Annotated in this window: 23 protein-coding genes; 3 read left to right on the top strand and 20 right to left on the bottom strand. The window is 71.7% G+C overall.

Features of this window, described 5'->3' with window-relative positions; genetic code table 11:
• Position 1: 1 nt before the first annotated feature.
• Genes AB0J46_RS35255 through AB0J46_RS35265 form a run of 3 tightly spaced genes read right to left on the bottom strand, consistent with a single transcriptional unit; the run spans position 2 to position 3,518 of the window.
• On the bottom strand, positions 2–1,771 hold the full coding sequence (locus AB0J46_RS35255; RefSeq protein WP_364338421.1) for an FAD-dependent monooxygenase: 1,770 nt from the start codon (positions 1,769–1,771) through the stop codon (positions 2–4).
• Positions 1,772–1,798: 27 nt separating this feature from the next.
• Positions 1,799–2,659, bottom strand: coding sequence for a VOC family protein (locus tag AB0J46_RS35260; protein ID WP_352354591.1), 861 nt, complete (start codon positions 2,657–2,659; stop codon positions 1,799–1,801).
• 25 nt (positions 2,660–2,684) lie between these two features.
• Positions 2,685–3,518: an alpha/beta hydrolase gene (locus AB0J46_RS35265; RefSeq protein ID WP_364338423.1), complete on the bottom strand. Its 834-nt coding sequence runs from the start codon at positions 3,516–3,518 to the stop codon at positions 2,685–2,687.
• A 237-nt stretch (positions 3,519–3,755) separates the two neighbouring features.
• Between AB0J46_RS35265 and AB0J46_RS35270 the strand changes: the two genes are divergently transcribed.
• Entirely contained in the window at positions 3,756–4,916 is a 1,161-nt protein-coding gene (locus AB0J46_RS35270; RefSeq protein WP_364338425.1) for a helix-turn-helix domain-containing protein, read from the top strand.
• Positions 4,917–5,100: 184 nt separating this feature from the next.
• Here AB0J46_RS35270 and AB0J46_RS35275 read toward each other — a convergent pair whose 3' ends face one another.
• From AB0J46_RS35275 to AB0J46_RS35300, 6 genes are all read right to left on the bottom strand, one after another.
• Positions 5,101–6,330, bottom strand: coding sequence for a serine hydrolase domain-containing protein (locus tag AB0J46_RS35275; protein ID WP_364338426.1), 1,230 nt, complete (start codon positions 6,328–6,330; stop codon positions 5,101–5,103).
• Between the two features lie 162 nt (positions 6,331–6,492).
• On the bottom strand, positions 6,493–7,323 hold the full coding sequence (locus AB0J46_RS35280) for a hypothetical protein (RefSeq protein ID WP_364338427.1): 831 nt from the start codon (positions 7,321–7,323) through the stop codon (positions 6,493–6,495).
• A 100-nt stretch (positions 7,324–7,423) separates the two neighbouring features.
• Positions 7,424–8,464: a CU044_5270 family protein gene (locus AB0J46_RS35285; RefSeq protein ID WP_364338428.1), complete on the bottom strand. Its 1,041-nt coding sequence runs from the start codon at positions 8,462–8,464 to the stop codon at positions 7,424–7,426.
• The gene (locus AB0J46_RS35290; RefSeq protein ID WP_364338429.1) at positions 8,464–9,048 is read right to left on the bottom strand and encodes an RNA polymerase sigma factor; all 585 of its coding nucleotides are present in this window, start codon (positions 9,046–9,048) and stop codon (positions 8,464–8,466) included. Before AB0J46_RS35290 ends, AB0J46_RS35285 begins: the two co-directional genes overlap by 1 nt.
• A 152-nt stretch (positions 9,049–9,200) precedes the next feature.
• Positions 9,201–10,460, bottom strand: a complete 1,260-nt coding sequence (locus tag AB0J46_RS35295) for a serine hydrolase domain-containing protein (RefSeq protein ID WP_364338430.1) — start codon at positions 10,458–10,460, stop codon at positions 9,201–9,203.
• Positions 10,461–10,574: 114 nt separating this feature from the next.
• Positions 10,575–11,738: a pyridoxal phosphate-dependent aminotransferase gene (locus tag AB0J46_RS35300; RefSeq protein WP_364338431.1), complete on the bottom strand. Its 1,164-nt coding sequence runs from the start codon at positions 11,736–11,738 to the stop codon at positions 10,575–10,577.
• 109 nt (positions 11,739–11,847) lie between these two features.
• On the opposite strand from AB0J46_RS35300, the gene AB0J46_RS35305 reads away from it, so the two are divergent.
• Entirely contained in the window at positions 11,848–12,618 is a 771-nt protein-coding gene (locus AB0J46_RS35305; protein ID WP_364338432.1) for a GntR family transcriptional regulator, read from the top strand.
• Between the two features lie 105 nt (positions 12,619–12,723).
• On the opposite strand, the gene AB0J46_RS35310 is transcribed toward AB0J46_RS35305, so the two are convergent.
• The 11 genes from AB0J46_RS35310 to AB0J46_RS35360 all read right to left on the bottom strand — a co-directional run bounded on the left by AB0J46_RS35310 (position 12,724) and on the right by AB0J46_RS35360 (position 25,242).
• A complete protein-coding gene (locus AB0J46_RS35310; protein ID WP_364338539.1) occupies positions 12,724–14,217 on the bottom strand; it encodes a CoA-acylating methylmalonate-semialdehyde dehydrogenase in 1,494 nt (497 codons plus the stop codon).
• A gap of 74 nt (positions 14,218–14,291) precedes the next feature.
• Positions 14,292–15,086, bottom strand: a complete 795-nt coding sequence (locus tag AB0J46_RS35315) for an SDR family NAD(P)-dependent oxidoreductase (protein ID WP_364338433.1) — start codon at positions 15,084–15,086, stop codon at positions 14,292–14,294.
• Positions 15,083–16,267 (bottom strand): glycine C-acetyltransferase, encoded by a 1,185-nt coding sequence (locus tag AB0J46_RS35320; protein WP_364338434.1) that lies wholly within the window; start codon positions 16,265–16,267, stop codon positions 15,083–15,085. The genes AB0J46_RS35315 and AB0J46_RS35320 overlap by 4 nt, the downstream gene beginning before the upstream one ends.
• 28 nt (positions 16,268–16,295) lie before the next feature.
• Positions 16,296–17,624 (bottom strand): MFS transporter, encoded by a 1,329-nt coding sequence (locus tag AB0J46_RS35325; protein ID WP_364338435.1) that lies wholly within the window; start codon positions 17,622–17,624, stop codon positions 16,296–16,298.
• Positions 17,625–17,661: 37 nt separating this feature from the next.
• Positions 17,662–19,377, bottom strand: a complete 1,716-nt coding sequence (locus tag AB0J46_RS35330; RefSeq protein WP_364338436.1) for a hydantoinase B/oxoprolinase family protein — start codon at positions 19,375–19,377, stop codon at positions 17,662–17,664.
• Positions 19,374–21,452: a hydantoinase/oxoprolinase family protein gene (locus AB0J46_RS35335; protein WP_364338437.1), complete on the bottom strand. Its 2,079-nt coding sequence runs from the start codon at positions 21,450–21,452 to the stop codon at positions 19,374–19,376. Before AB0J46_RS35335 ends, AB0J46_RS35330 begins: the two co-directional genes overlap by 4 nt.
• Positions 21,453–21,566: 114 nt before the next feature.
• Positions 21,567–22,436: a hypothetical protein gene (locus AB0J46_RS35340; protein WP_364338438.1), complete on the bottom strand. Its 870-nt coding sequence runs from the start codon at positions 22,434–22,436 to the stop codon at positions 21,567–21,569.
• Between the two features lie 67 nt (positions 22,437–22,503).
• The gene (locus AB0J46_RS35345; protein ID WP_364338439.1) at positions 22,504–22,911 is read right to left on the bottom strand and encodes a hypothetical protein; all 408 of its coding nucleotides are present in this window, start codon (positions 22,909–22,911) and stop codon (positions 22,504–22,506) included.
• A complete protein-coding gene (locus AB0J46_RS35350) occupies positions 22,908–23,834 on the bottom strand; it encodes an NAD(P)-dependent oxidoreductase (protein ID WP_364338440.1) in 927 nt (308 codons plus the stop codon). Before AB0J46_RS35350 ends, AB0J46_RS35345 begins: the two co-directional genes overlap by 4 nt.
• A 140-nt stretch (positions 23,835–23,974) precedes the next feature.
• Complete coding sequence (locus tag AB0J46_RS35355; protein WP_364338441.1) at positions 23,975–24,331, bottom strand: metalloregulator ArsR/SmtB family transcription factor; 357 nt, start codon at positions 24,329–24,331, stop codon at positions 23,975–23,977.
• Entirely contained in the window at positions 24,328–25,242 is a 915-nt protein-coding gene (locus AB0J46_RS35360) for a 2-dehydropantoate 2-reductase N-terminal domain-containing protein (protein ID WP_364338443.1), read from the bottom strand. Before AB0J46_RS35360 ends, AB0J46_RS35355 begins: the two co-directional genes overlap by 4 nt.
• A 232-nt stretch (positions 25,243–25,474) precedes the next feature.
• Between AB0J46_RS35360 and AB0J46_RS35365 the strand changes: the two genes are divergently transcribed.
• Positions 25,475–26,377, top strand: a complete 903-nt coding sequence (locus tag AB0J46_RS35365; protein ID WP_364338444.1) for an endo-beta-N-acetylglucosaminidase H — start codon at positions 25,475–25,477, stop codon at positions 26,375–26,377.
• Positions 26,378–26,386 lie beyond the last annotated feature (9 nt).

Raw genomic sequence — 26,386 nt, forward strand, 5'->3', positions numbered from 1 at the left:
GCTACTCCTTGGTCGCCGGGCCGAGGATCCGGCCGAGCACGGCGCTCAGCGCCGCCTCCGGATCGTCCGCCATCGACGCGGACCGCCAGGCCACCATGTGGTCGGGACGGACCAGGAGCACCCCGTCCTCGCCGACCTCGGACAGGGCGCGGTAGTCGCCGTAGCTGTCCTCGTAGTCGCAGCCGCGGCCGATCGACCGCACCCGGACGGGCACGCCCAGCCGCTCGGAGACGCGCTCGGCCGCCTCCCGCCAGGCCGCGCCGCCGATGCCGGTGAGCAGGGTGAACCGGCCCCGCCCGCACAGGTCGAAGGTGGAGACGCGCTGCTGGTCCCTGGTCAGCCACACGTGCGGCAGGTGGCGTCCCGGACGGGTGGAGGCGAAGTAGTAGACCTCCTCGTCCCGGGGGGCGGGCTGCTCGGGCGTGCCGTCGGGCACGATCGCGCCGGAGGTGTAGTGCTGGTTGGTCTCGACGCCGTGCGTGTTGAAGCACATGATCGTGGCCTGCATCGCGGCGTCGAACGCCTGCCGCCGCTCGCCGCCCTCGGCCGTCGGCAGGAGCAGGCCGTCGAGGGCGTCGCGCAGTTCCTCCGCGCCGGAGGCGGGCGGCAGGCGCAGCGCCATGAAGATCGGCGGCATCAGCCCGTCGCTGCGCTTGGCGCGCTGGACGATCTGCCTGGCGACCGGCAGCCGCTCGTCCCGGTAGCTGTCGAGCAGCGCCGGGGCGGCCTCGCCGCGCACCACCATGGCGAGCTTCCAGCACAGGTTGTAGCTGTCCTGGATGGAGGTGTTGGAACCGAGGCCGTTCATGGGCGAGTGCCGGTGCACGGCGTCGCCGACGCAGATGACCCGGCCCGCCATGTTGTCGGTGGCGTAGACGTCGTTGACCGCCCAGGTGGAGATCGACTCGACCTTCACCGGCACCTGGTCGTCGCCGATCAGCTGGTGGGCGATGCGGACGCCGTCCTCCTCGGTGAGCGAGGGCTGACCGGCCTCGACGTCGTAGCCCCACACGCCGACCCACTTGGTCCACGGGCGCACCATGCGCAGCACGCCGATGCCGTTGCCGTCGTGGCCGACGCCCGGCTGGACGAACCAGTACATGTCGCCCGGACGGTGTTCGACGAAGCGGGTGAGGTCCGCCTCGAACACCACGTTGATCGAGCCGCCGAGCCCCATCTTGCCGACCAGCGGCAGGCCCGCCTGCGCGGCGACGGTCGAGTTGCCGCCGTCCGCGCCGATCAGGTACTTGCTGCGGATGCCGTACTCCTGGCCGGTCAGCCGGTCCTTGACCAGGGCGGTCACGCCGTCGTCGTCCTGCGTGAACGTCAGCAGCTCGGTGTTGAAGCGCACCGACGACCCGCGCGCGGCGGCCGCGTTGACCAGGATGGGCTCCAGCACGTGCTGCGGCAGGTCGCACACCGAGCAGGGGCTGGCGAGGTCGTGCTCGGCCTTGAAGTGCGGGTGGGTGTACCACGTGCGCAGGCGGCCGAGCTCCTGGCCGGCGAGGCTGGTGGCGTACACGTGCTCGCCCATCAGGTGCTGCGGGGTGGCGTTCCTGGTCACCTCGCCCTCCAGCCCGAGGTCGCGCAGCACCTCGACGCCGCGCTGGTTGGTGATGTGCGCGCGAGGCGTGTTCGAGACCCCGGCGTACTTGTTGAGCACCACGTTGGCGATGCCGTACGTCGACAGCAGCGCCGCGGCGGTGGCGCCCGCCGGGCCGGCGCCGACGATCAGCACGTCCGTCTCCACGACGGGGGTGAGGGTTTCCATGTCAATGGCTCCTAGAAGGGAGGGACGTCAGTGCCGGTGGCCCCAGAGGTCCGGGCCGGGGATCTCGGTGACCTGCCAGGTCGCGTCGTCGATGAGCACGCCACCGCTGCCGAACTCGGTGTGCACGCCCACCGGGGACTCGGCGTAGAAGGAGAACATCTGGTCGTTGCTGTGCCGGCCGAGCGTCATGGTGACCGGGACGTCGCGGTCGAGCACCAGGTCGTAGGTGCGCCCGACCTGGTCCATGTCGGGGACCTCCAGCATGAAGTGGTGCAGGAACGGCTGGTGGATGCCGAAGAACGGGCCGTCCACGAAGGCGATGCTGTGGTGGCGCGGGTTGGTGTGCAGGAACGTGGCCTGGAACGGCCTGCGCATCGTGTCGCTGATCTTGAAGCCCAGGACGTCGGTGTAGAACCGCTGCTGGGCCGCCACGTCCGGGCTGGCCAGCACCACGTGGCCGAGGCCGAGGTCGCCCGTGACGAACCGCTCGATGTCGCGCGCCGAGGTGAACTGCCCCTCGCCCGCCGAGGCCCCGTGGAACAGCTCGACCCGGTTGCCGGCGGGGTCGAGGAAGTGCGCCATGCCGGCCACGCGGCGGATCTCCAGCTCGCGCTGGGTCGCCTGGCGGGCCACGACGCCGTGGTCGCTCAGCTCGTCGAGCGCGGCGCTCAGCGCGCCGGCGTCGGCGACCTCCCAGCCGTAGTAGGCGCCGCCGTCCTGCTCGCCGGCCTCGACGGTGATGCGGTGGTGCACGTCGTCGATGCGGAAGTGGGTGGCGCCGTCCTCCCCCGCGACCCGCTGCATGCCGAGGATGTCCGTGGCGTAGGCGGTGAAGGCGTCCGGCTCGCGCGCGGACAGGCCGAGGTAGCCGAGCTGCTTGATGTCCATGCCTGATGTCTCCTGTCGTACGAGGTCAGAACGCGTCGGTGAGGAAGCCCCGCAGCAGCGCCGCGTACTCGGCGGCGCGCTCGATCTGCACCCAGTGGCCGCAGTGCGGGAAGATGTGCAGCTGCGCGTTGGGCAGGTGCTGCTGGAGGAAGACACTGGAGTCGGGGGTGACGAACCGGTCCTCGCGGCCGTGCACGACGAGGAACGGGTGCGGCATCCGGCGCAGCGCCGACGGTGGCACGGCCATCTCGGCGGGCGAGGAGGAGAAGAAGCGCTCGAAGGAACGCCGCACCTCGGGCCGCATGACCTCCTGGTAACGCGTCTCGGTGATCTCCGAGATCGACGTGCCGAGCGCGTCCTCGTCGTGGACGAACCACTTGGTGAGGTTCTCCAGGGCGCTGATCGTCGGGTCCTTGTAGAAGGACACCATCCGCATGACCTCGGGCGTCGGCTGCGAGTGCCCGCCCGCGCTGCCCATCAGGGAGATCCGGTCGAAGCGCTGCGGCGCCGTCATCACCAGGTGCATGGCCAGGGCGCCGCCCATCGAGTTGCCGACCAGGTGCGCCCGCTCGACGCCGCGGGCGTCCATCAGGGCGAGCACCTGCTCGACCCGCATGCGCATCCAGCCGGTCAGGCTGCCCGGCATGTCCTCGGGATGGTCGGTGCGGCCGTAGCCGACGAGGTCGGGAGCCAGCACGTGGTAGTCGTCGCTGAGGGCGGGCATGAAGCCGCTCCAGTTGGACACCGCGTTGGCGCCGGGGCCGCCGCCGTGCAGCAGGATCACGGTCTCGCGGTCGTCGTCGCCGCTTTCCAGAAAAAACGTGGAATAGCCGTTGGTCTCGACGGTGCGCTCGGTCACTGGAATGGGTTCCTTCCCGTGCTGTACGGGCATTGCCCGGCATGATCTGTTGATCGGGCGGACGGCTGTGATCGGCCCGCGGGGCGACGGCGGGGCTTGCCACCCGCACCCCTCGCATTGCTAACTTGTGCGCTGTCGCACCACCGTAGACGGACACCACGTTGATGCGCTTCGTACGATCTGTCGTTAGTTGTCGGCGCCGATCCGACGCTGTGTCGCAGGAGAGGAGCAACCCCGGTGAGCCTTGATGACGCCGTGCAAGATCTGGCCGATCGCCTGGGCGTGGCGCTCGTGGTGGTCGATCACGACCTGAGGATCGCGGCGTTCAGCGTCCACGACACCGACGCGCGGCTCGCCCGGCTGGCCCGGTTGCTCGCCGGCTCGACCGCCCCGCTGACGAAGCCACTGGTGGAGCAGCATCGCGTGCGCCAGGCCCGGCACGGCGTGCGGGTCCCCCAGGACGACGGCGAGCTGGTCGTGCTGCCGTTGCGTCATGAGCAGCAACTGCTCGGCTACGTCTATTACGTCGAGGACCGGGACACGCCGCGCGCCGACGACCTGGCGGTGCTGGAGTCCGCCGCGCCGGAAATGGGCGCGCTGCTGTCGCTGCGCATCTCCGACCGCCGGCACGGCACCGAGAATTCCCGGCAGCTGCTCGCGGAATTGCTCGGAGAATCGCCGGAGAAACGCGCTGAGGCGGCCGGAAAACTCGTCCGGGACAATCTCATCGACGATGTCGAGCATTATTCTGTGCTCGTTCTCCGGGCCCCCGACTCGGCGCCCAGATCCATTACCCGGCTGGCCGTCGAGGCGACTCTCGAATTCACCACGAGATCGACGACGGTGAAAATCGTCGGCGCCGTTCTGGGGGCCGAAGGAATTGTTCTCTTCCCGCGTCCGGTGAATCGCGACAGGCTCGAACGCGCGCTCGCCGGGCCGGGTCTGGAGGTGGTCGTGGCGGGCGTGGGCAGCGTGCGGCCGTCGCTGGCGCAGGCGGTCGACTCCTACCACGAGGCCCGGCTCGCCCAGCGTGCCTCGCGCCTCGATCCGCAGCGGTACGGCAAGCGCGTCTTCTGGGACGAGCTCGGCCTCGACCGCCTGTTCCTGCAGCTGCCGCTCGACCGGCTGACGCCGAGCCAGTTCCCCGACGGAGTGCGGCGCCTGCTGGACGCGCCGCACGGCGTCGAGCTCGCGGCGACGCTGGAGGGCTACCTCGACAGCGGCGGCGAGATCCAGAGCGCGGCGCGGCGGCTGCGCATCCACCGCAGCACGCTCTACTACCGGCTCGACCGCATCCGCGAGGTCATCGGCTGCGACATCACGGACGGGTCGATCCGCCTGGAGCTGCACGCCGGCCTCCGCATCGCCCGCCTGGCCGGCCTGTGGCCGCACGAGTGAGCCCGGCGGCGCGGAGGCGCCGGGCCCGCCGGGCAGGTGTTCCCGGCCCGGCTGCGCGAGCTGACCGCCGAGGCCCGGCACAGGTGAGCGGTCGGCCTCCCTTGTGAGGCTGACGTCGGGACAGCCTCAGCACAGGGACCGCTGTCGCGCGGGGCTGACCACGCGCTTGCACCGCCGGTCGGTGTCAGTCGTCGAGGGCCTGGTAGAGGGTGGTCCAGAAGTCGTTCATCAGGTGGGCCGGGTTCGGGACGGAGTAGCCGAGCTGGCAGAGCAGGATGCCGGTGAGCCCGTTGACCGGGTCGGCGTAGGCCGAGGTGCCGCTGCCGCCGTCCCAGCCGAACTGGCCGACGGGGGCGTAGTCACCGCGGTAGGTGCGCACCGCCATGCCCATGCCCCAGCCGCCCTGCTGCCCCTGGCCGAAGGAGATGTGCACGTTGTTCCTGGCCAGGGCGGTACGGGCGTCGTTCTGCTGCGGAGTTAGCCGGTTGGTGGTCATCAGCTCGACGGCGGGCCGGGACAGGACGCGGGTGCCCTGGTGGGTGCCGCCGTTGAGCAACATCCGGAAGTAGGCGTGGTAGTCGTCGGCCGTGGAGACGAGGCCGCCGCCGCCTCCCTGGAACGCCGGCGGCTTGCTCCACCGTCCGCCCTCGGGCTCGTCCCAGACGAGGAACTCGCCGGTGACCGGGTCGGGGGCGTACAGGGCGGGCAGCCGGTCGATCTGGTCGGCGGGCACATGGAAGCCGGTGTCGGTCATGCCGAGCGGTTCGAAGACGCGCTCGCGCAGGAACTCCTCGAACGGCCGGCCGGTGACCCGGGAGACGAGCACGCCGACCAGGTCGCTGCTGATCTGGTACTGCCACTGCTCGCCCGGCTGGTACATCAGCGGCAGCTCGCCCAGTCGGCGCATCCACTCGTCCGGCTCGGGCATCTCGACCGGCAGGTTCGGGGTGAGGCCGCGCTCGAAGATCGCGTTCATGATCGGCTTGCCCAGCGCGGTGAAGTCCATGCCGAGCCCGAAGGTGGAGGTCAGCACGTCCCGCACGGTGATCGGCCGGTGGGCCGGGACGGTGTCGTCCAGCGGCGCGCCGGGGCTGGTGAGCACGCGCCGGTCGGCCAGCTCGGGCAGCCACGGGTCGACCACGTCGTCCAGCCGCAGCCGGCACTCGTCCACCAGCACCATGGCCGCCGCGATCGAGACGGGCTTGGACGTGGAGGCCATCCGGAAGACGGTGTCGCGGCGCATGGGCGCGCCGCCGTCGTGCCGCATCGTGCCGATCGCCTCGACGTGCGTCTCCTCGCCGCGGCTCACCAGGGCGACCAGGCCCGGGATCCGCCCCGAGTCGACGTGCCGGGCCAGCACCTCGCGCAGCCTGCGCAGCCCCTGCTCGGAGAAGCCGTTCCCGCCGATTGCCATGATCGTGTCTCCTTGTCGCGGTGGTGGATCCGCCGGATCCGTCCGGTCCGGCGTCAATGGGTCAACCCTCGCGAAGAGCCCTGACACGGGGCCGTCACCGCACTGACGCCGCCGCTGACGCGACCGTTCCCGGCCGGCGGCGACGGCGTCCCCGGGCCGCGCCTAGCGGCCGAACTCCTGGTCGACCCGCGACCTGATCTCCATGGCCTCGGGAGAGTAGGCCGGGTAGAAGTCCTTACCGCATTCCAGGTCCTTGAGCGCCGCCTTGATCTCCTTGTCCAGGTACGGCCGGGCCTGCGCGGGCTTCAGGTTCGGGCGGAAGGTGATGGTCCTGCCCTTGGGCGCCTTGGGCAGCTCGCCCTTCCATGCCTTCCTGGCGACGTCCGACGCCTGCCGGACGATCTTCGAGCGGCTCAGCCCGTCCAGCGCGGTCGGCTCGGCCGGTTCGACGCTCAGGCACGCGGCGAACTGCCTGCCCAGCCGGACGAGCTCCTTGTCCTGGTCGAGCACGCTCAACGACTTCTGTGTCGCCGCTTCGAGCTGGTCGTAGTAGTCGTCCTGGGAGGTGACGGTCTTGCCCAGCACCTCCTTGACCGCCTGGGAGAAGCAGGAGTCGTCGGCGGCGCGCCACTTCTTCAACTGGCCGGCCGAGAGCGACATCAGCATCTTGTTGTTCGGGTTCTCGTGCCCGACGGGGTTGACGACCTTGTCCTTCGGATAGACGTTCGGGGACCAGACGCCGAAGCCGTACTTGGCCCGGTACGCCCGCAGCGCGTCCAGGTCGCCCGCGAGCCGCTCCCGCTCCCCGGGCTGCCACTCGTGCCGCGGCTCCGGCGCGGCCAGGTAGTCCAGCCCCCGCTCCGTCATGCAGGCGACGCGCTTGGCCTCCAGCTTCGTCTGCGTGTCGTACGCGGTGTCCCCGGACGGCGGCGAAGCGGGACTGCCGAACGAGCCGGCGAGCAGGGTGACCGCGATCGCCTTGACGATGAACATCAATATTCTCCTTTTGACTGCATGCCGGATCTATCGGAAGGCATGCGGAACAGAACCTCCGGCCGGAAGGCCGGAAGGCCGGATCAGACGGGAAGAGGTCTCAGCAGGGGATCTTCATGCGGGACGCCTTCGGCGACACCTCGGGCAGGCCGGAAGCGAGGTCGACGGCGAGCAGGGCGGTGCCCGTCGCGGTGCCCTTCTTCGCGGTGTACTCGGCTCCGGAGGACACCTTCACCTTGTGGTCCCTGGTGTTCACCGTGCGCTCGCCCAGGTAGCGGTAGGTCTCCCGATCGAAGATCAGCTCGGACCGGGTGCCGTCGCCCTCGTCCATGGCGGCGGCCAGGCCGGTGCGGCCGGCGGCGTCCACGGCGTCGCCGATGAGCATGATGCCGTCCAGCCCGGCCGCGACCTGGTACAGCGCGGCGCCCAGGCTGGGGCGCACCACGGACTCGCGGACCAGGGCCTGAAGTGCGCGCCAGACGCGCAGCGGCTGCTCGCCCGTGTCGGCCACGATCTTCGCGCGCACCTGGGCGGGGTCCGTCGGCCAGGTGGCCAGCCGAGCGTAGGGCGGCCGGCCGGGGCAGCCCGGCGACTCCGAGAGGACGTCCTCGACGCCGTGGTCCCAGAAACTCCGGGGCGCCGGTCCCGTGGCTGACAGGGCCTGTGTGCGGCTCAGCCAGGGCATGCCCACGTCGGCGGCCTCCCAGCGCTCCTCGTTGACCATCACCTTGGTGTACTGCGTCGCGCCCGACTTGTCCTTGGTGTGCAGGCTTTGCTGGGCCAGCGTCCTGGTGTGGACGTACTGGCCGGGGGCGGGCACCGGGTCGGGACGGTCCGCGGCGGCCCGCGCGGCCAGGGTGAGCAGCGCCTTGGCGTCGGCCGGAGGGGCGGCCAGCAGATGCCCGGGGGTGCGCGGGCCGGAGCCGCCCAGGCCCACCTGGCCGACGATGATGCCGCCGGTGAGCAGCACCGCCATGGCGCCGGCCAGGGCGACGCGCCGGATCGGCAGGGCGGTGCGCCACGTGCGCTCCGGCCGTGGCGCCCGTGCCTGGCGGAGGAGGCGGTCACGTCCCTTCGCCACCGCCTCCGGCGTCGGCTCGGGCTCCGCGAACACGGCCTCAACCAGCTGCAACTCGTCCATCACCACTCCCCGATCGGGTTGACGTCGCCGAGGGCCTTGCGCAGTTTCCTGCGCGCTCTGTTGATCCGGGATCCGACGGTCCCCACCGGGATGTCCAGGGCCGTGGCGATCTCCTCGTAGCCCAGCCGGCCGAACACGAGCAGGAACACCACGTCGCGATCGCCCTTCGCCAGGCCCCTCAGCCCCCGTACGAGCCGCGGGCGGCTGGCCAGCGCCGCAAGTCGCGAGGTCACCTGGTCCTCGGGCCCGTCGGCGGTGTCCTCGGCCGCCACCTTGCTGAGCGCGTTCAGGCGGCGGCCCTCCCTGCGGCGGTGCCGGGCCACGACGTTCGTGGCGATGCCGAACAACCACGACCGCACGGTGCCCAGCCGCGGGTCGAAGGCGTGCCTGCCGTGGAAGGCGAGCAGGAAGGCGTCCGCGACCAGATCCTCGGCCTGCTCGCCGCCGAGCCGGGCGGCCAGGTAGCGGTAGAGCTCGGTGAAGTACCGGTCGTACAGGAGGGCGAAGAGCTCGGGATCGTCCAACGACCGCTCGACCACGGTGACGTCTTCCATCACATCGTTGGCGTCAGGTGGTGCCGTCATGGCGTCCTTCCGAAGGCGACTGTCTCCCAGTGTTCGCCGCTCGGTGGATTTTCTTCACGCCGATTTCCGGCGCGGCCACACGCCCTCACTCCCCCGGCATGCCGATGCCGCCGGGGTGAGCCGGCGGCATCGGCGTAGGCCGCGGTGTGACGCTAGCGCTTGACGGAGACCAGCCGGTCCACGGCGAACGGGACGATCTGCGGCTGCGCCGCCTTCGTGCGCGCCGCGCTCTGACCGCAGAGCCCCAGCAGCAGGTAGTCGACGGTGGCGTAGTCGATCGGGCTGATCACGATGTTGCCGTTCTCGTCCAGGCTCTGGTACTTCGTGCGGTTGACGCCCATGGAGAGCTGGCGGGCGCCGTCCGGGCTGGTGTAGGAGTCGGTGGCCATGCCGAAGACGCCGCCGCTGTGCCCCCAGAACCGTCCGCACGGCAGGTCGGTGGCGTAGATGCCGAGGCCGTAGGCGCCCGACACGCCGGCCACGGGCACGGTCTTCTGCATCTCGGCCAGCTCCGCCGGGCCGATCAGCCCGCCGCGCAGCAGCACCCGGTAGAACTGGTTGAGGTCGTCCATCGTGGACACGACGGCGCCCGCCGTGGTGATCCACGACATGTTGTAGACGCTGTAGTCCTTGGGCGGGTCGATGAAGCCGAACATCGACTCGTACGCCTTGGAGTGCGGGCCGGGGATGGCCGGCGTGCGCGGGAAGGACGTGTGCCGCAGCCCCGCCTTGCGGATGACGTTGCGGGTGATGTACTGCTCGGCGTTCTCGCCCGTCACCTTCTCCAGGAGCAGGCCGGCGATCAGGTAGTTGGTGTTGGAGTAGATCCCCGGCGTGGCGCCCGGCTCGCCGGTGGGCGTGGCGGCCAGGCCCAGCTCGACCAGCTCCCGGCGGGAGAAGGTGCGGAAACGGTTGTCGTCGAGGCTCTCGAACGTCCCCTGGAGCAGCGAGGGGAAGGCCGGGCCCACGTGATCGGCGATGTGGCTCGTGTGGTTGAGCAACATGCGCACGGTGATCTTCTGGCCGCGCTCGCCCGGCACCACGTCGGGCAGGTAGCGGGCGATGGGGGCGTCCAGCTCGACGGCGCCGCGGGCCACCTGCTGGAGCAGGGCCACCGCGGTGAACGTCTTGGTGATGCTGCCGACCCGGTGCACCATGTCGGGGCGCACGGGGCGCTTCGTGGCGACGTCGGCCACGCCGGAGGCGCCCCGCCAGCTGCGCTCGCCGTCGCGGACGGTCGAGTAGATGCCGTACATGCCGGCCTCGTGCACGGCGTCCAGCGACTGCCGCAGCGCCTGCCGGTCGAGCCCGGCCTCCCGCGCGGGTGCGGCCTGCGCGGGGCTGGCCGCCAGCACCATCCCGGCGGTCAGGGCGACGGCCGAGGCGTTCTTTCCAAGCGTCCGGATGTTCATGGCGTCAGCATGATCCAAACGCGGTTCCGCGGTCAGTCGCGGCTGTCATCGGCTCAACATGACAGGAGTCATGAACCGTCCCGCCACCTGGCCGCCCACGTGTCGGCGGGCACGTCAGGACGCTCGGGAGGCCTGTTCGAGGCCGCGGATCAGCTCGGCGAGCGTTCCCTCGTCGGAGCCGAACGTGATGCGGACATGTGTGTCAGGGGCGTGCATGTCGGCGCCGCGTACGGTCGCGATGCCGTTCCGCAGGAGTGCGCGGTCGATGGCGGCCGGGGTCTCACCGAGGCGTGAGCAGTCGGCGAGCAGGAAGGCGCCGCCCGTGGGCCGTACGGGCGGGGGGAAGCCGCTCGCGGCGAGGCCGTCGCAGACGAGGTCGCGCTTGGCCTGGTACGTGGAGAGCGCCAGGTCGAGCCAGTCGCGCGGGCCGGTGAGGGCGGCGACCGCGGCCCGCTGCGGAACCACTCCGCAACACACCGCCTCCCACTCGAAGCGGCGGTTGAGCGCGTCGATGATCGGGGGCGGCGCCAGCACGTAGCCGAGCCGCCAGCTCGCCAGCGCGTAGTACTTGCTGAGGCTGGTGACGGTGACCAGGTGCGGCCAGCGGTCGGCGAACGCCTCCACCGGGTGGTAGCGGTGGCCGTCGTACGTGAAGTGCTGCCATGAGTCGTCGGAGATGACGAGGAGCCCGTGGCGGGCGGCGAGGTCGACCACGGCCGCGAGGGTGGCGGCGTCGGGGAGATGGCCCGTCGGATTGGTCGGATTGCACAGCAGCACGGCCCGGCTGCGGCTGGTGACGGCGGCCTCCAGGCCGCCCAGGTCGAGCGCCCAGCCGTCGCTCTCGCGGGACGGGACGCCGACGGGCGTCGCGCCGGCCTCGCGGATGGCGCCGTCGAAGAAGTAGGTGGGGGTCGGCACGATCACCTCGTCGCCCGGTGCGAGCACCGTGCGCAGCACGAGGGAGAGCCCCTGCATCGCTCCGTGGGTGATCAGCAGGCGGCGCTCGGGATCGACGCTCAGGCCGTGCTCGCGCTCCAGTTCGGCGGCGATCGCGGCGCGCAGTTCCGGCAGGCCGCGGGTGTCGCGCGGGTCGGGCAGGTCCATCGCGTCCGCCACCGCCCGCCGTACGTGCTCGGGCATGGGCAGGATCGGGGCGCCGACGAGCGGGAGCATCCGCACACCGTCGCGTGCGCCGCGCTCCGCGCGGGCTCGGGTGCTCATCGCCCCCAGCGCCGGGAAGTCGCTCGCGGCGGGAAGGGACCAGGAGTTTGGCTGCATGGAACGAAGCATCGCATACTGAGATATCAACAACAAGAATAAATATCTCTATCCGATGCACGACGGCCGGAGCTGCTGTATCAACGCCGCGCATTGGTATTCTGGCGCGATGTCCGACATCCATGGCGTGGTCAGCGGAACGCCGCACATCCCCGCGCTGCTGCTGGTCGGCACGGACGAGACCGGCCTCGACCGCACGAGCCAGGCCTACCGGGCGATCAGGCGCCAGATCATCGACCTGACGCTGCCGCCCGGCAGCAGTTTCACCGAGACGTCGCTCGCCGAGCAATGGCGTATCAGCAAGACGCCGGTGCGCGAGGCGCTGGCCCGGTTGCGGCGCGACGGGCTCGTGACCGCGCTGCCGCGCGCGGGCTACGTCGTCAGCCCGATCACGCTGCAGGACACCGACGCTCTGTGCGCCCTGCGGACCCTGCTGTCCGGCGAGGCGGCCGCCGCCGCGGCGCGCCTCGGAGTCACGGCGCCGGCGCTCGACCGGCTCGAAGCGCTGTCCAAGGTGCCCATCGCGCTCGCGGCGGGCGAAGTGGAACAGGAGGAGTCGCTCCAGGCCGGCATCGAGTTCGAGGGCATCATCGCCAACTTCAGCGGCAACCCTCGCCTCGGCAAGGCCATCGTCGACGTGCTCGACGAGCTGGAACGGGTTCTGCGCATGGCCGCGTTGATCGATCCCGGCATCGCCAGCCCGCCCGGCGAGCTGGGGGCCGTCTACGAGGGGCTGCGCGCGCGTGACGCGGACGCCGCCCGGGAGGCGATGCGCGCGCGGTGCGAGCGCGTGCGCCGCGACCTGCTGCAGGTGCTGGCGAAGAGCACGTCGGTGAGCCGGGCGCACATCGAGCTGCCCGGGTCGCGCCCGCGGGCGTAGCCCGCGCCGGGCGGGGGTGGGCCTCCGGGGTGCGGCGCGAGGCCGGTCGGAGGCCGGGCCGTCCGACCGGGCCTGCGGGGTGCGGCGCGAGGCCGGGCCGTGCGGTCAGACCGCCGTCGGGAAGGAGAGGTCGCCGCGGTGGCGCGGGCCGTCCTCCCGCTCCTCCGGCCACCGGCTGGTGACGGCCTTCGCGCGCGTGTAGAACGCGACGCCCTCCGGACCGTGCATGTGGTGCGCGCCGAACAGCGACTGCTTCCAGCCGCCGAAGGAGTGGAACGCCATGGGCACCGGGATCGGCACGTTGACGCCGATCATCCCGACCTGCACGGAGCGCTGGAAGAGGCGCGCCGCGTGGCCGCCCCTGGTGAAGATCGCCGTGCCGTTGGCCAGGTTGTTGCCGTTGATCAGGTCGATCGCCTCTTCGAGCGAGCCGACCCGCACGACGACGAGCACCGGGCCGAAGATCTCGTCGCGGTAGACGTCCATCTCGGGCGTGACGTGATCGAACAGCGTCGGCCCGACGAAGAAGCCGTCGCCCCCGAGGTCGAGCTTGCGCCCGTCGACGACGAGGTCGGCGCCCGCGGCGACGCCGGAGTCTATGTAGCCCCTGATCCGTTCGAGCGCCTCCGCCGACACGACCGGCCCCATCTCGGACCCGGCCTCCAGCCCCGGTCCGACCTTGATCGCCTGCGCCTTCTCGCGCATCAGCTCGACGAGCGGCTCGGCCACGTCGCCGACCGCGACGGCGACCGAGATCGCCATGCAGCGCTGGCCCGCCGAGCCGTACCCGGCCGCGACCAGGTGATCGGCGGCGTGGTCGAGGTCGGCGTCGGGCAGCACGACGGCGTGGTTCTTGGCGCCGCCGAGCGCCTGGACGCGCTTGCCCGCCGCGGTCGCGCGCTCGTACACGTACCGCGCGACCGGCGTCGAGCCGACGAACGACACGCCGTCGATGTCCGGATGGTCGAGGATCGCGTCGACCGCGACCTTGTCGCCGTGGACGACGTTGAAGACGCCGTCGGGCAGACCGGCTTCGGCGTAGAGATCGGCGATGAGGTTGGCCGCCGACGGGTCGCGTTCGGAGGGCTTGAGCACGAACGTGTTGCCGGTCGCGATCGCGATCGGATGCATCCACAGCGGGACCATGGCGGGAAAGTTGAACGGCGTGATCCCGGCGCAGACGCCGAGCGGCTGCCGGAACGAGAACAGGTCGACGTCGGTCGAGACCTGGTCGGAGTACTCGCCCTTGAGCAGGTGCGGGATCCCGCAGGCGAAGTCGATCACCTCCAGGCCGCGGACGAGCTCGCCCCTGGCGTCGTCGAGGACCTTGCCGTGCTCGGCGGAGACCAGCCGCGCGAGGTCGTCGAGATGCTTGTCGACCAGCTCGCGGAAGGCGAACATCAAGCGCGACCGCCGCATGACCGAGGTGTCGGCCCAGCCCGGCAGGGCGGCACGCGCCGCCCGTACCGCGGCGTCGACGTCGGCGGGCTCGGCCAGCAGCACGTCGGCCTGATGCGCGCCGGTCGCGGGGTTCCATACCGGGGCGGTGCGGCTTGACGCGCCGGCGGTCTCGCGGCCGTCGATCCGGTGCCGGATCATCCTGACTGTCCCTGTGCTCACAGAAAGCTCACCTTCTCGAGGGGTGCTGGTTGCGGGTGATCGGCGGCGGCGCGTCAGACGATCAGGTCGCCGCCGTTGATGTCGATGGCCGCCCCGGTGATGTACGCCGCGCGGTCCGAGGCGAGGAAGGCGACGAGCTCGGCGACCTCCCAGGGCTGCCCGACGCGGGGCACCGGGAACGACCGGGTGGCGCGTTCGAGTGCCTCTCCGGGCAGCAGCGCGCGGGCCATCGGGGTGTCGATGAGTCCCGGGCAGACGGCGTTCACCGTGATCCCGTCGGGTCCGTAGTCCTTCGCCAGGTGCCGGGTGAGCCCGAGGACGCCGTGTTTCGCCGTCGTGTAGTGGGCGCCGCCCGCGGTGCTGATGGTCTTGCCGGCGGTGGAGGAGAAGTTGACGATGCGGCCCCAGCTCCGGGCGCGCATCGCGGGAAGCGCCTGCTGGCAGCACAGGACCGTCCCGAGCACGTTGACCGCCAGCACCTGGTTCCACTCGGCCCGGGTGATCTCCTCGAACGGGGTCGGCGGTGCGACCCCCGCGGCGTTGACCAGGATGTCGAGCCGCGACCGGCCGGCCAGCAGCGCGGCGAACGCCCGCTCGACCTGGTCGCCGTCCGTGACGTCCACCGCGAGCGACCGGACGCGGTCCGCCGGCACGGCCAGCGTCGCCGCCAGCTCTTCCGGGCCGGGCGCGGCCAGGTCGAACACCGCGACGGTCGCACCGCGGCGGGCCAGCGCGTGTGCCGCGGCCAGGCCCATGCCGCGGGCCCCGCCGGTCACGATCGCGACCCGGCCCGCCAGCTCGCGGCCGTCGGCGCTGGTCGGCGCCCGCAGCCCCTCGGCGGTGCTCATGAGCCGGCCAGGACGGCACGCGCCCGGCCGAAGGCGGCTGCGGCCCGTTCGAGCTGGCCGGCGGTGTGCGCGGCCGAGACCTGCACCCTGATCCGCTCCTCGCCGGCCGGGACGACCGGGTGGGAGAGCGCGAAGGCGAGCACGCCCTCGCGGCGGAGCGCCGCCGCCACGTCGAGGGCCAGCGTGCCGCCGCGCAGCATCACGGGGATGATCGGATGCTCCCCCGGCGGCACCTCGTAGCCGAGGTCGCACAGCGCCCGGCGGAGCCAGGCGGTGTTGGCAGCCAGGCGTTCGCGCAGATCGGGACGCCGTCGTGCGATGCGGATCGCCGCCAGCGCCGCCCCGGCCAGCGCGGGGGCCATGGCGTTGGTGAAGATGTACGGCCGCGAGACCTGGCGCAGCGTCTCGACCAGCGCGCGGTCGCCCGCGACGAAGCCGCCGGCTGCGCCGCCCAGTGCCTTGCCGAGCGTCCCGGTCAGCACGTCGACGCGTCCCCTCAGTCCGAAGTGCTCGGGGGTGCCGCCGCCGGTCGCGCCCAGCACCCCCGTGGCGTGCGAGTCGTCGACCACGAGCACCGCGTCGTGGCGTTCGGCCAGTTCGCGGAGCCGGGGCAGCGCGGCGACGTCGCCGTCCATGCTGAAGACGCCGTCGGTGACGATGAGGCGGTGGCGCGCGCCGGCGAACTCGGTGAGGTGGCGTTCGAGCTCGTCGAGGTCGGCGTGGGCGAAGACGCGCCGCCGGGCCCGCGTGAGGCGGATGCCGTCGATCAGGCTGGCGTGGTTGAGCGCGTCGCTGAGGACGACGTCCTGCGGGCCGAGCAGGGCGTCGAAGAGGCCGAGGTTCGCGTCGAAGCAGGAGTTGTGGAGCACGGCGTCCTCGGCGCCGACCAGCTCGGCGATGCACGCCTCCAGCTCGCCGTGGACGGCCCGGGTGCCGCAGAGCACCCGGCCCGCGGCCACCCCGAGCCCGGTCTCGCGCAGCGCCCGCCGGGCCGCGTCGAGGACCTCCGGGTCGCCGGCGAGCCCGAGGTAGTCGTTGGAGGCGAAGTTCACCAGCCACTCGCCGTCCATGCCGAGCGCCGGCCCCTGGGGGCCCGAGACCACGAGGTCGCGGCGCAGCCCAGTGGTCGCCCGGCGTTCGTCGAGCTCGGCCCGGAGCCGGTGCAGCAGCGCGGCGTTCACGCCCTGCCTCCCTGCCGGTCGGCGGCGGTCATGAAGGGCTCCCGTCCAGCCGCTCCATCCGGCGGCCCGCGGTGAGCAGGACGACCAGCCCGGCGGCCATGATGATCGCGATGGCCAGCAGCGCGTACGTGAAGCTGCCGGTCGCGGAGGCGATCGTCCCGGTGAAGTAGGGACCGATGAATCCGCTGACGTTGCTGACGGAGTTGATCAGGGCGATGCCGGAGGCGGCGGCCGCCTCGGTCAGGCCGATCGCCGGGATCCGCCAGAACTGCGGCATCGCGGTGATGATCCCGGCGACGCTCAGGCAGACGGCGAGCACGAAAAGCGTGCCGCTGCTGGTGAAGGTCGCCAGCAGCAGCCCCGCCGCGCCGAGGGCCATCGGGACGGCCGTGGCCGTGACCGCCGTCCAGCGCGCGGCGAGGCGGGCCCAGGTCAGGAGGGCGACCGCGGCCACCACGTAGGGGATCGCGGACAGCAGCACGCTGCTGACGTCGGCGGAGTCACCGACGCTCTGCGTGATGGACCTGATCATCGTGGGCAGGAAGAACTGCAGCGGATAGAGCCCGAACGCGATCGCGAACCACGTCACGGCCATCGCCCACACCCGGCCGCTGGTCAGCGCCTGGCGCAGCCCGGTGAGCGCCCCGCGGGCGCGCTGTTCCGCGGCTTCTGCGGCCAGGACGTTCTCGATGGCGGCCTTCTCCTCGTCGTCGAGCCAGCGCGCGTCGGCCGGGCGGTTCGGCAGGAAGACGAAGATCAGGACGCTGACGACGACCGTCAGGATGCCCTCGACGAGGAACAGCGCCCGCCAGCCCGCGATGCCGAACAGGCTCTGGCCCCACTCCAGCAGCGCGGCGGCCAGCGGAGAGCCGATGATCGAGGACAGCGGGATCATCACGATGAAGGTCGACAGCGCCCAGGACCGCTGGCGGCGCGGGAACCAGAACGTCAGGTAGAGCAGGATCCCGGCGGCCAGACCGGCTTCGGCGAACCCGAGGAGGAGCCGCGCCACGAACAGTGTGGCCGGGGAGTTCACGGCCGCGGTCGCCGCCGTGACCAGCCCCCACGTGATCATGATGCGGGCGATCCACTTCCGCGCGCCGAACCGGCTCAGCATCATGTTGCTCGGCACTTCGAACAGGACGTAGCCGATGAAGAACAGTCCGGCGGCCAGGCCGATCTGGCCGCTGCCGAGGCCCAGGTCACGGGACATGGGCGCGGCGATGTAACCGACGTTGGCGCGGTCGATGTAACTCGCCACGTAGGCGAGGCCGACCAGCGGCATGATCCGGACGCCCACCTTGCGCCAGGTGCGCGGTGAGACGGTGCTGGGTGGGGTCGCGACGGGTGAACTCATGGGGGGTTCCAATCGGTGTGGGGGGTGTGCGGCGGCTTCAGCGCGCCCGGCCTCGCAGCCTGGCGGTGGCGTCCCGGTCGATCACGCCGTCCGCGGTGATCACGACGCCGTAGTCCCGTTCGGCTCCCTCGTGGGTCACCTTGCCGTCGAGGACGTCTTCGAGGACCAGTTCGGGGATGCGTTCGAGGGGGACGCCGTGCCCGCCGCCGCCGGCGGTCACGTGCCGGTGGCGGGTCCCCGCGGTCATCTCGAAGTGCGGTTTGGACTCCAGCACGCGTTCACCGGGACCGCCGGGGTCGAGCATGTTGAGCGAGGGGGTTCCCGGCGCGCCGCCGGCCAGTCCGTACGGCAGGAACTTGCGCCGGTCGGACCTGATCTGCACCTTGGCCTCGGCCGCCAGCAGCGTCATGTCGCGGAAGGTCGCCAGGCCGCCACGCCAGCGGCCCGCTCCGCCGCTGTCGGGGAGGTAGCCGTAACCGTCGATGCGGAGGTGACCGGAGCGTTCCAGCTCCTCGACCGGCGTGTTGGTCAGGTTCGCGCCCAGCGAGCTGATCCCGTCCACGCCGTCGCGGTCGGGACGCGCGCCCCACGCGCCCGCCAGCGGGTCCCACAACACCATGGACTCCCCGTCCGGCCCGACGAGGCCGATCGCGATCCCGTCGGGCCCGCCTTCCCCGGCGGCCGGCACCCGAGCGGGGAACACCGGGGCGAGCGCGCCGAGCACGGCGTCGATGATCCGGAAGCCGACGAGCCCGCGGGCGCCGCGCGCGGCAGGCCGCCGGCCGTTGAGGATGGAGGCTTCCGGGATGACGAAACTGAACGGCCGGTAGAAGCCGCTGTTGGCCGGGATGTCGGAGGCGAGGACGCCCTGCAGGGCGGCGTACGCGGCGGAGCGGGTGAAGGAGGCCGTCGCGTTGAGCGCGGAGTCCACCTGCGGCGAGGAGCCGGTGAAGTCGAGCTCGATCCCGGCCCCGGACAGCGTGACCTTGACGCGGATCGGGATCGGCCCGGACCCCAGACCGTCGTCGTCGATGTGGTCGAGGAACTCGTAGGCGCCCGGGACGGCCTCGGCGAGCGCGGCGCGCAGCAGGGTCTCGGAGTAGTCGAGCAGCTCGTCGACGAGGGCGGCGAGCCCGTGGACGCCGTGCCGCGCCGCTAGGGCGCGCAGCCCCTCGGCTCCGGTGTGGCAGGCCGCGAGCTGGGATTCGAGGTCGCCGCGCAGCAGCTCGGGCTCGCGCACGTTGCGCAGGATCAGCCGCAGGAACGTCTCGTTGACCGTGCCGGCCTCGACCAGGCACGACGGCGGGATCTGCACCCCTTCGGCGAAGATGCTGGTCGACTGCACGGCCATCGAACCGGCGGCCCACCCGCCGACGTCGGTGTGGTTGACGACCGTGACCGCGAAGCCCAGGAGGTCCTCCGCGGCGAACACCGGGGCGACCGCGAAGATGTCGGGCAGGTGCATGCCGCCCAGGGACGGGTCGTTGAGCAGGTAGACGTCTCCCGGACGGATCCGGTCGCCGAACTCGTCGAGGATCGCCTCCATCGCGTCCGGAATGGATCCGAGGTGCACCGGCAGGGTGTTGGCCTGGGCGATCACCCGGCCCTGCGCGTCGCACAGGGCGGCGGAGAAGTCCATGCTGGAGGCCACGAGCTGCGAGTGAGCCGTGCGCAGGATCGTGATCGCCATCTCGTCGGCGATCCCGGTGACGGCGTTGCGGAAGACCTCGAAGGTCACGGCGTCGCGGATCATGAGGCGCTCCAGGTGATGACGATGTTGTTGAGCCGGTCTCGGTGCACCCGGGCGCCGGGCGGGACGAGGGTGGTGGCGTCCATGTCCTCGATGACCATCGGCCCCTCGACCGGTTCCGGGCCGAGATCCGACCGGCCCACGACGGGCGTGGGCACGGTCCGGTCGAACCGGCATTCGCGGACGGCGGGCTCGCCGCCGGGGGCGAGGGGCAGGCTCAGCACGTCCGCGATGGACACCTGGGTGGGGAGCCGGCCGCGCACCCGGAGGTTGACCAGCTCCACCAGCTCGTCCGTGCCGGCCCGGCCGTAGGTGCGCCGGTGCTCGGCGTGGAAACGGGACCGCGTCTCGGCGAGCAGGTCCTCGGTGAGGTCGCCGTCGGGCACCCGGATCCGCAGTTCGAACCGCTGGCCGCGGTAGCGCATGTCCAGGAGCCGGTCCACGACGGCGCCGGCGCCCAGCTGGTCGCGTACATGGGCGGACAGCCGCGCGAACTCCGCGGCGAGCGCGCCCACGTCGGCGAAGCCGGCCCGGTACGGGGTGAGCTCCTGGCGTTCGGTGTCGGCCACGAGCAGGCCCAGGCTGCTGAACAGTCCCGGGTGCACGGGCACGAGCACGGTCGAGATCCCGAGTTCGCGGGCCAGCGCGGCGGCGTAGAGAGGGCCCGCGCCGCCGAAGGCGACCATGGTGGCCTCCCGCGGGTCACGCCCTCGTTCGCTGGTGACCGCCTTGACCGCGGTCGTCATGCTCGACACCGCCACCTGGTACGCGCCGCGCGCGGCGCCCGCCACGTCGTCGCCGAGCTGCTCGGCCACCGGTGACAACGCCTTCACGGCCAGCTCCGGATGGATCGCCACCCGGCCGCCGGCCAGCGCGTCGGGGCTGAGGTAGCCGAGCGTCACGTTGGCGTCGGTCAGGGTCGGCAGCTCGCCGCCCTGGCCGTAGCAGGCAGGACCGGGACGCGAGCCGGCGCTGACGGGCCCCACGTGCAGGGCGCCCGCCGCGTCGACGGAGATGATGCTGCCGCCGCCGGATCCGACCTCGGCGATGTCGATCGAGGGCGCCCGCACCGGATACCCGGCGCCGGAGCTGAGACCGCGGGCGCCGTTCATGCCGCCGCCGACCTCGTAGTCGGCCGAGACGAACGGTTCACCGTGCTCGATCAGGGACGCCTTGGCCGTGGTCCCGCCCATGTCGAACGCGACCACCGTGGACAGGCCGATCAGCTGGGCGAGCTTCTGCACGGCGGTGACACCGGCCGCCGGGCCGGACTCGATGATCTGCACCGGCCGCCGCGCGACGGAGGCCGCGTCGAGCAGTCCGCCGCTGGACTGCATGACCAGCAGGGGCGCGCGCACCTTCGCCGAGCGCAGCCCCGCCTCCAGCCGGGTGAGGTAACCGTGCACGGTGGGGCCGACGTAGGCGTTGACGGTGGCGGTGCTCATGCGCTCGAACTCGTGCGGCTGCGGGGAGACGTCGACCGACGCCGTGACGTACACGCCGGGCAGTTCGGCTTGCAGCAGTGCGGCGACCCGCCGTTCCTCGTCAGGGCGGACATAGGAGTTGATCAGGCACACGGCCACCGCTTCGATGCCGTCCGCCCGCAGGCGTCCGGCCAGCGCGCGGATCTCGTCCTCGCTCGCCGGTGGGCCGAGCCGGCCGTCGGCCGTGATCCGCTGGTCGAGTTCGTGCCGGTCGCGTCGCCGGGCGAGGGGTTCGGGCTTGGACCATGACAGGTCGTAGAGCACCGGCCGGCGCAGCCGCCCGATCTCCAGCACGTCGCGGAAGCCGCGGGTGGTGACCACCGCGGTGCGGACGCCGTTCATCGACAGGATGGCGTTGGTGGCGACGGTCGTGCCGTGCAGCATCGCGACCACGGCCTCGGGCCGGGCACCGGCCAGGGAGAGCACGCCGGTGGTCGCCGCCACCACGCCGGCGCCGTAGTCGGGCGGGGTGGACAACACCTTCATGGGGACGACCTGGCCGTCCGGCCCCAGCGCGATGACGTCGGTGAAGGTGCCGCCGATGTCGGCGCCGACTCGCCAGCCGGCCGGTCGAGGATCGTGACGGGGGGGCACTGGATCTCCTTCGTTCAACGGAGCGACTGGGATCACAGTACGAGCGGGTTGAGATATCAGCAATGCCTAGTTGTCATTTTTATGCGAGTCAGGTGATATGACTTGCTTAGGTCGTCAGCGTGCTTCCGGCTGGTCCGGCAAGCGCACGACGGCGGCGCCGGCCTGGAACTCGCCGAACCCCCAGCCCGCGACCAGCGAGCAGCCGACCGCCTCCAGGACGTCGGTCCACGGCCAGGGGCCGTTGCCGCGGTAGAAGCCACCCTCGCTGCGCGCGTCGTCCTCGGCGAGACAGAGCATGCGGAGATGGTCGCGGAGCGCGGGATGCGCGACCGCGCCCAGGCGCTCTTCCCAGGGCTCGACGGCGGAGCGGGCGTACCGCAGGTCGGAGACGGAAACCAGGTGGCCGGGGCCACGTTCGGTGAACGTGGCGGCCCGCATCGCGTCGGTGAGGGTGCCGTCGGTGGCGACGCGCAGCAGCACGGTCAGCCAGCCGTTCAGTCTCTCGCACTCCCCGCCGGTCAGATCGACGCCGTGGCGGCCCAGGAGTGGTCCCAATTGTGCGCCGGGCACCAGGACCTCACCGGCTTCGTCGGCCGCGGACGCGGCCCGCAGGTCGGCGACGAAGGCGTCGCCGAACGGCCGCGGGCCCTTGTGCCCGTCCTCGCCCCACGGCCCTGTTCCCGCCAGCAGATCGGGGTCGAACCAGAACAGCGACCCGCCCAGGTCGAACCGCCAGGTCCAGGGGGAGAAGGGGTGTTCACCGTCCGGATCCTGGAGGGTACTCGCCGCCCGGCCGGACAGCGCGTCGGCGGTGGCCCAGGCGTTCGGGAACAGGAACTCGTCGAAGGTGTCCGAGCCGTAGTACACGCCGTACCCGGCGGCAGGGTGCACGGCCGGCTCTCCGCCGAGCAGGATCTCGAACGCACCGGCCAGCGCGGCATCCCACTCGCTGAAGTCAGCCGCCGGGTTCGTCTCGGATGTCACGATGAGCACCCCTTCATGTCGCGTCACGCGGATTGTCGCAAGCTACCGGACACCCACCACCCTTGACCTACCTCTGCGCCCGTGACCGGCGGCTGAGCTGCCCGCGGTGCACCACGAGCGCGGCCAGCGCCAGCAGGGAGAGTAGGGCGAGCTGCCACCAGTTGTCCGGGTTGCCGCCGAGGTCCAGGTCGGCCGCGTGGTTCACCACGTGCAGGGTGTTGGCGACGAGGAACCCGACCAGCACGACCGACAGCACGTCGCGCCACACCAGCGCGCTCAGCATCATCAGCCCGATGCCGATCTGGAAGACCCCGGCGTCGTGCAGGAAGTGCACGTGATTGGGGAAGCGGGCGAAGACCGCGAAACCGGCCGGGTCGAGGCGCATCCACACGCCGAAGCCCAGCATCGTCAGCGCGCCGACCGCCACGGCCACCTGGACGAAGATCCTGGCCGGCCTGCTGTAACCGTTCGTCATCTCATGTCCTCCAGTCCGTCGGGAACGCTCGGGTGCACCGGGGTCCAGCCCAGGTCGCGGGTGGCCTTGGCGTGCGAGACCCGCATCGTGGTGTCCATCAGCAGGCAGCCCAGGTACGGCACGGCCAGCCTGACCAGCCATCTCGGAATCACGACGGGACGCGGCGTGCCGTGCGCGCGGGCGACCGCGGTCAGGAAGTCGCGCCAGCTCATGGGCCGGTCGTCCACGATGTTGTACGCCTGCCCCGCGCCGCCGCGTTCCATGGCCGCGACCGCGGCCGCCGCGGCGTCGTCCACGTGGACGAAGGAGGTGGTGCCCGTGCTGCCGCGCGGCAACACCGGTGCCCGCTTGCGCATCAGGTCGGCGAACAGGTCGCTGAAGGCGTTCCTGCCGTAGAACATGCCGTAACGCAGGGCGACGCCCTCGATGCCTGCGGCGGCGAACACCTGGCTCTCGGTCGCCACGCTGGAGTCGGTCACCAGGTCGGCGACGGTGCCGACGTGCACGCCGAACTCGTCGTCCTCGGTCAGCACGCGGTCGCCGTGGTCGCGGTAGCCGTACCCGGTGATCAGCGACTGGGTGACGAACCGGCGCGCGCCGACGGCCCGCGCGGCGTCGAGCAGGTGCGCGGTCCCCCGGTCGCGCAGGGCGAGGGTGGGGTCGTCGGGGCGCAGCCTGCGCGAGGCGCCACGCAGCGCCGTGGCCTGGTGCATGACGACGTCGGCGGCGTGCCCGTCGAGCGCGCGCAGCAGCGCGTCCCGGTCGAGCACGTCGGCGACGACGGCGTCCGCGCCGCGTCCGGCGACGAGCCGCCGTTTGGCGGGATCGCGGACGACGGCGACCACGTCGTGCCCCGACGCGGCCAGCGCCGACAGCAGCGGAAGCCCGATCGCGCCGGTCGCCCCGGCCAGCAGTACCTTCATCGCCCCTGCTCCTTCGCCCGTCGCCTGTGGGGGTGTGTCACGGAGATCTCCTCAGCTGGATGGACAGCACTGCGAGGACGGGACAGCCGGTCCCGATGTGACAGACCGGGACGGGAAGGCGCGCGGGCGGTCGTCGATCTCTAGTGACCGCCCGGCTGTTCGCCGAGGCCGGAGGCGCAGTAGATGATCGTCGTGATGAGGTCGCGCAGGGGCGTCAGGAGCTCCGGATAGGCGTCGGCGTTGAGGTCGTACAGGCGCAGGGTGCCCTTGCGCCGCACCGTCAGCAGATCCGCGTCGCGCAGGATCTTGAGGTGGTGGGAGGTGGCGGGCTGGGACAGCTCCAGGTGCGCGGCGATGTCGCCGACGCTGCGGGGCTCCGCGGACTCCAGGAGATGGACGACGATCTCCTGCCTGCGCTCGTCCCCCAGGGCGGTGAACAGCGGCCGGGTCCGCGCGAACAGCGCGAGGACGTCCCGGGCCTCGATCGAGCCGCTCATGCGGGCAACGAGTCGCGCACGGCGGACAGGCGGCCGACCGGCAGCGCCCTGGCGGCCCCTTCGGCGATCCAGCCGTCCAGCATCAGGCGTGTCTGCGCGCCCACCTTCGTGAAGTGCGTCTCCAGGTAGCGGCGCAGGTCGAAGGGGAGCAGCCGGGGCAGCACCCGCAACGCCAGTCCCACGGCCCAGGACGGAACGAGGACGGGAGCGCGCAGCCCGTGCTGGGCGCAGACCACCGCGACGGCCTCCCGGACGGCCGCGGCGGCGCCCCGCAACCGCGGGCCCGACGCGGGCAGCCGCCAGCCGGAGGACTCCAGCGCGGCGATGTAGGGGATCATCCGGGCGGCGGTGAGCTCCCCCGCGCCGGCCCGGGTCACCCGCCTGGCCCGCACGCCGCCGGCCCGCAGCGCGGCGACGACCCGCGGGGCGCGTGCTCCGGTGACGCCCGTCGCCGTGCCGGGCGGCACCCAGTACGCCACGCCCGGCGCGGGAACCTCGCGCTCCAGCGGAGCCTGGTAGGCCAGCACCGTCGGGGCCACCTGGACGATCTGCTCCCGCGGCCAGACGCCGGCGAGGGTGCGCAGATCGCCCGGATCCTGGCCGATGGTGACCACCGTCGCCTCACCGGTCACCGCGCGCAGCGCGCCCGTCCAGTCGCCGCGCAGCGCCGGGGAGTCCACGCAGAGCCACACCATGTCCCACCGTTCGCGGGGCGGCTCGCTGCGCACCTCGTACGGCGTGACGCGCTCGGCGACCGGCGCCCGCCCCCGCCTGAGCCGGTACAGCGAAGCCCCTTCCCAGCCCTCCCGGCCCGGCCGCACGAGATAGCTGACCCGGGCCCCGCCCGCGGCCAGCCACGCCCCGAAGACCTGCCCCAGCGCGCCGGCACCGACAATCAGCACCTTCTCCATCACTGCTCCATACATCTAAATATTTGGATATACGGAACATTACCACCAGAGAAATCTCCAGCGCCCGCGACGCCTTTTCCGCCCCGGCGACACCTTGACAGCGGGCTCCGGGCTGCCGATGATCGAGGCGCTATACCGATTTATCTCCAGGCCCTACGCAGCCTCGCGAGAACGAGTGGACTGGACTTAACCGATATAGCAAATCATCCCCCCATGCCCTGAGGAGTCGATCGTGAGTTCACCGCTCATGCGGAGAAGGACCCTGCTGGCAGCGCTGGCCGCGACCGCCGCGGGTGCCGCGTTACCCACCGCGGCACACGCCGAGAGCCGCGCGGCCGGCAAGACCGGCCCGCTCTCGGTGGTCTACATCGAGGTCAACAGCGAGAGCATGACGAACGTCGCGAAGTACACGCTGGCCCGAGGCGGTGCGCAGGTGTTCGACATCGCGGTCATCTTCGCCGCCAACATCAACTACGACGGCACGAAGGCCTACCTCCACTGCAACGAGAACGTGCAGCGGGTGCTCGACAACGTGGCGACCGAGGTCCGCCCGCTGCAGCAGAGGGGCATCAAGGTCCTGCTGTCCATCCTCGGCAACCACCAGGGCGCCGGCTTCGCGAACTTCCCGTCCCAGCAGGCCGCCGACGCGTTCGCCCAGGAACTGGCCGACGTGGTGACGACGTACGGGCTCGACGGCATCGACTTCGACGACGAGTACGTCGAGTACGGCAGGAACGGCACCGGCCAGCCGAACGACTTCTCCTTCGTCTACCTGGTCCAGGCCCTGCGCCAGAAGCTGCCGAACAAGCTCATCACGCTGTACGACATCGGCCCGGCCGCCGACCGCCTGTCCTACAACGGCGTCAGCATCAACAACACCTTCGACTACGCCTGGAACCCCTGGTACGGCACCTGGTCCGTGCCGAACGGCCCGACCTCCAGGTCCCGCCTGTCGCCGGCCGCCGTGTCGTTCACCGGCACCAGCTCCTCCACCGCCGCCTCCCTGGCCCGCCGTACGGTCACCGAGGGGTACGGCGTGTTCCTCACCTACAACCTCACCTCGGCGAACACCGCCTCCTACATCTCGGCGTTCACCAACAAGCTGTACGGGAGCTCCGCCGTCTACACCCCCTGACGACGACTC

This window comes from Nonomuraea sp. NPDC049758, assembly GCF_040674635.1.
Taxonomy (GTDB): domain Bacteria; phylum Actinomycetota; class Actinomycetes; order Streptosporangiales; family Streptosporangiaceae; genus Nonomuraea.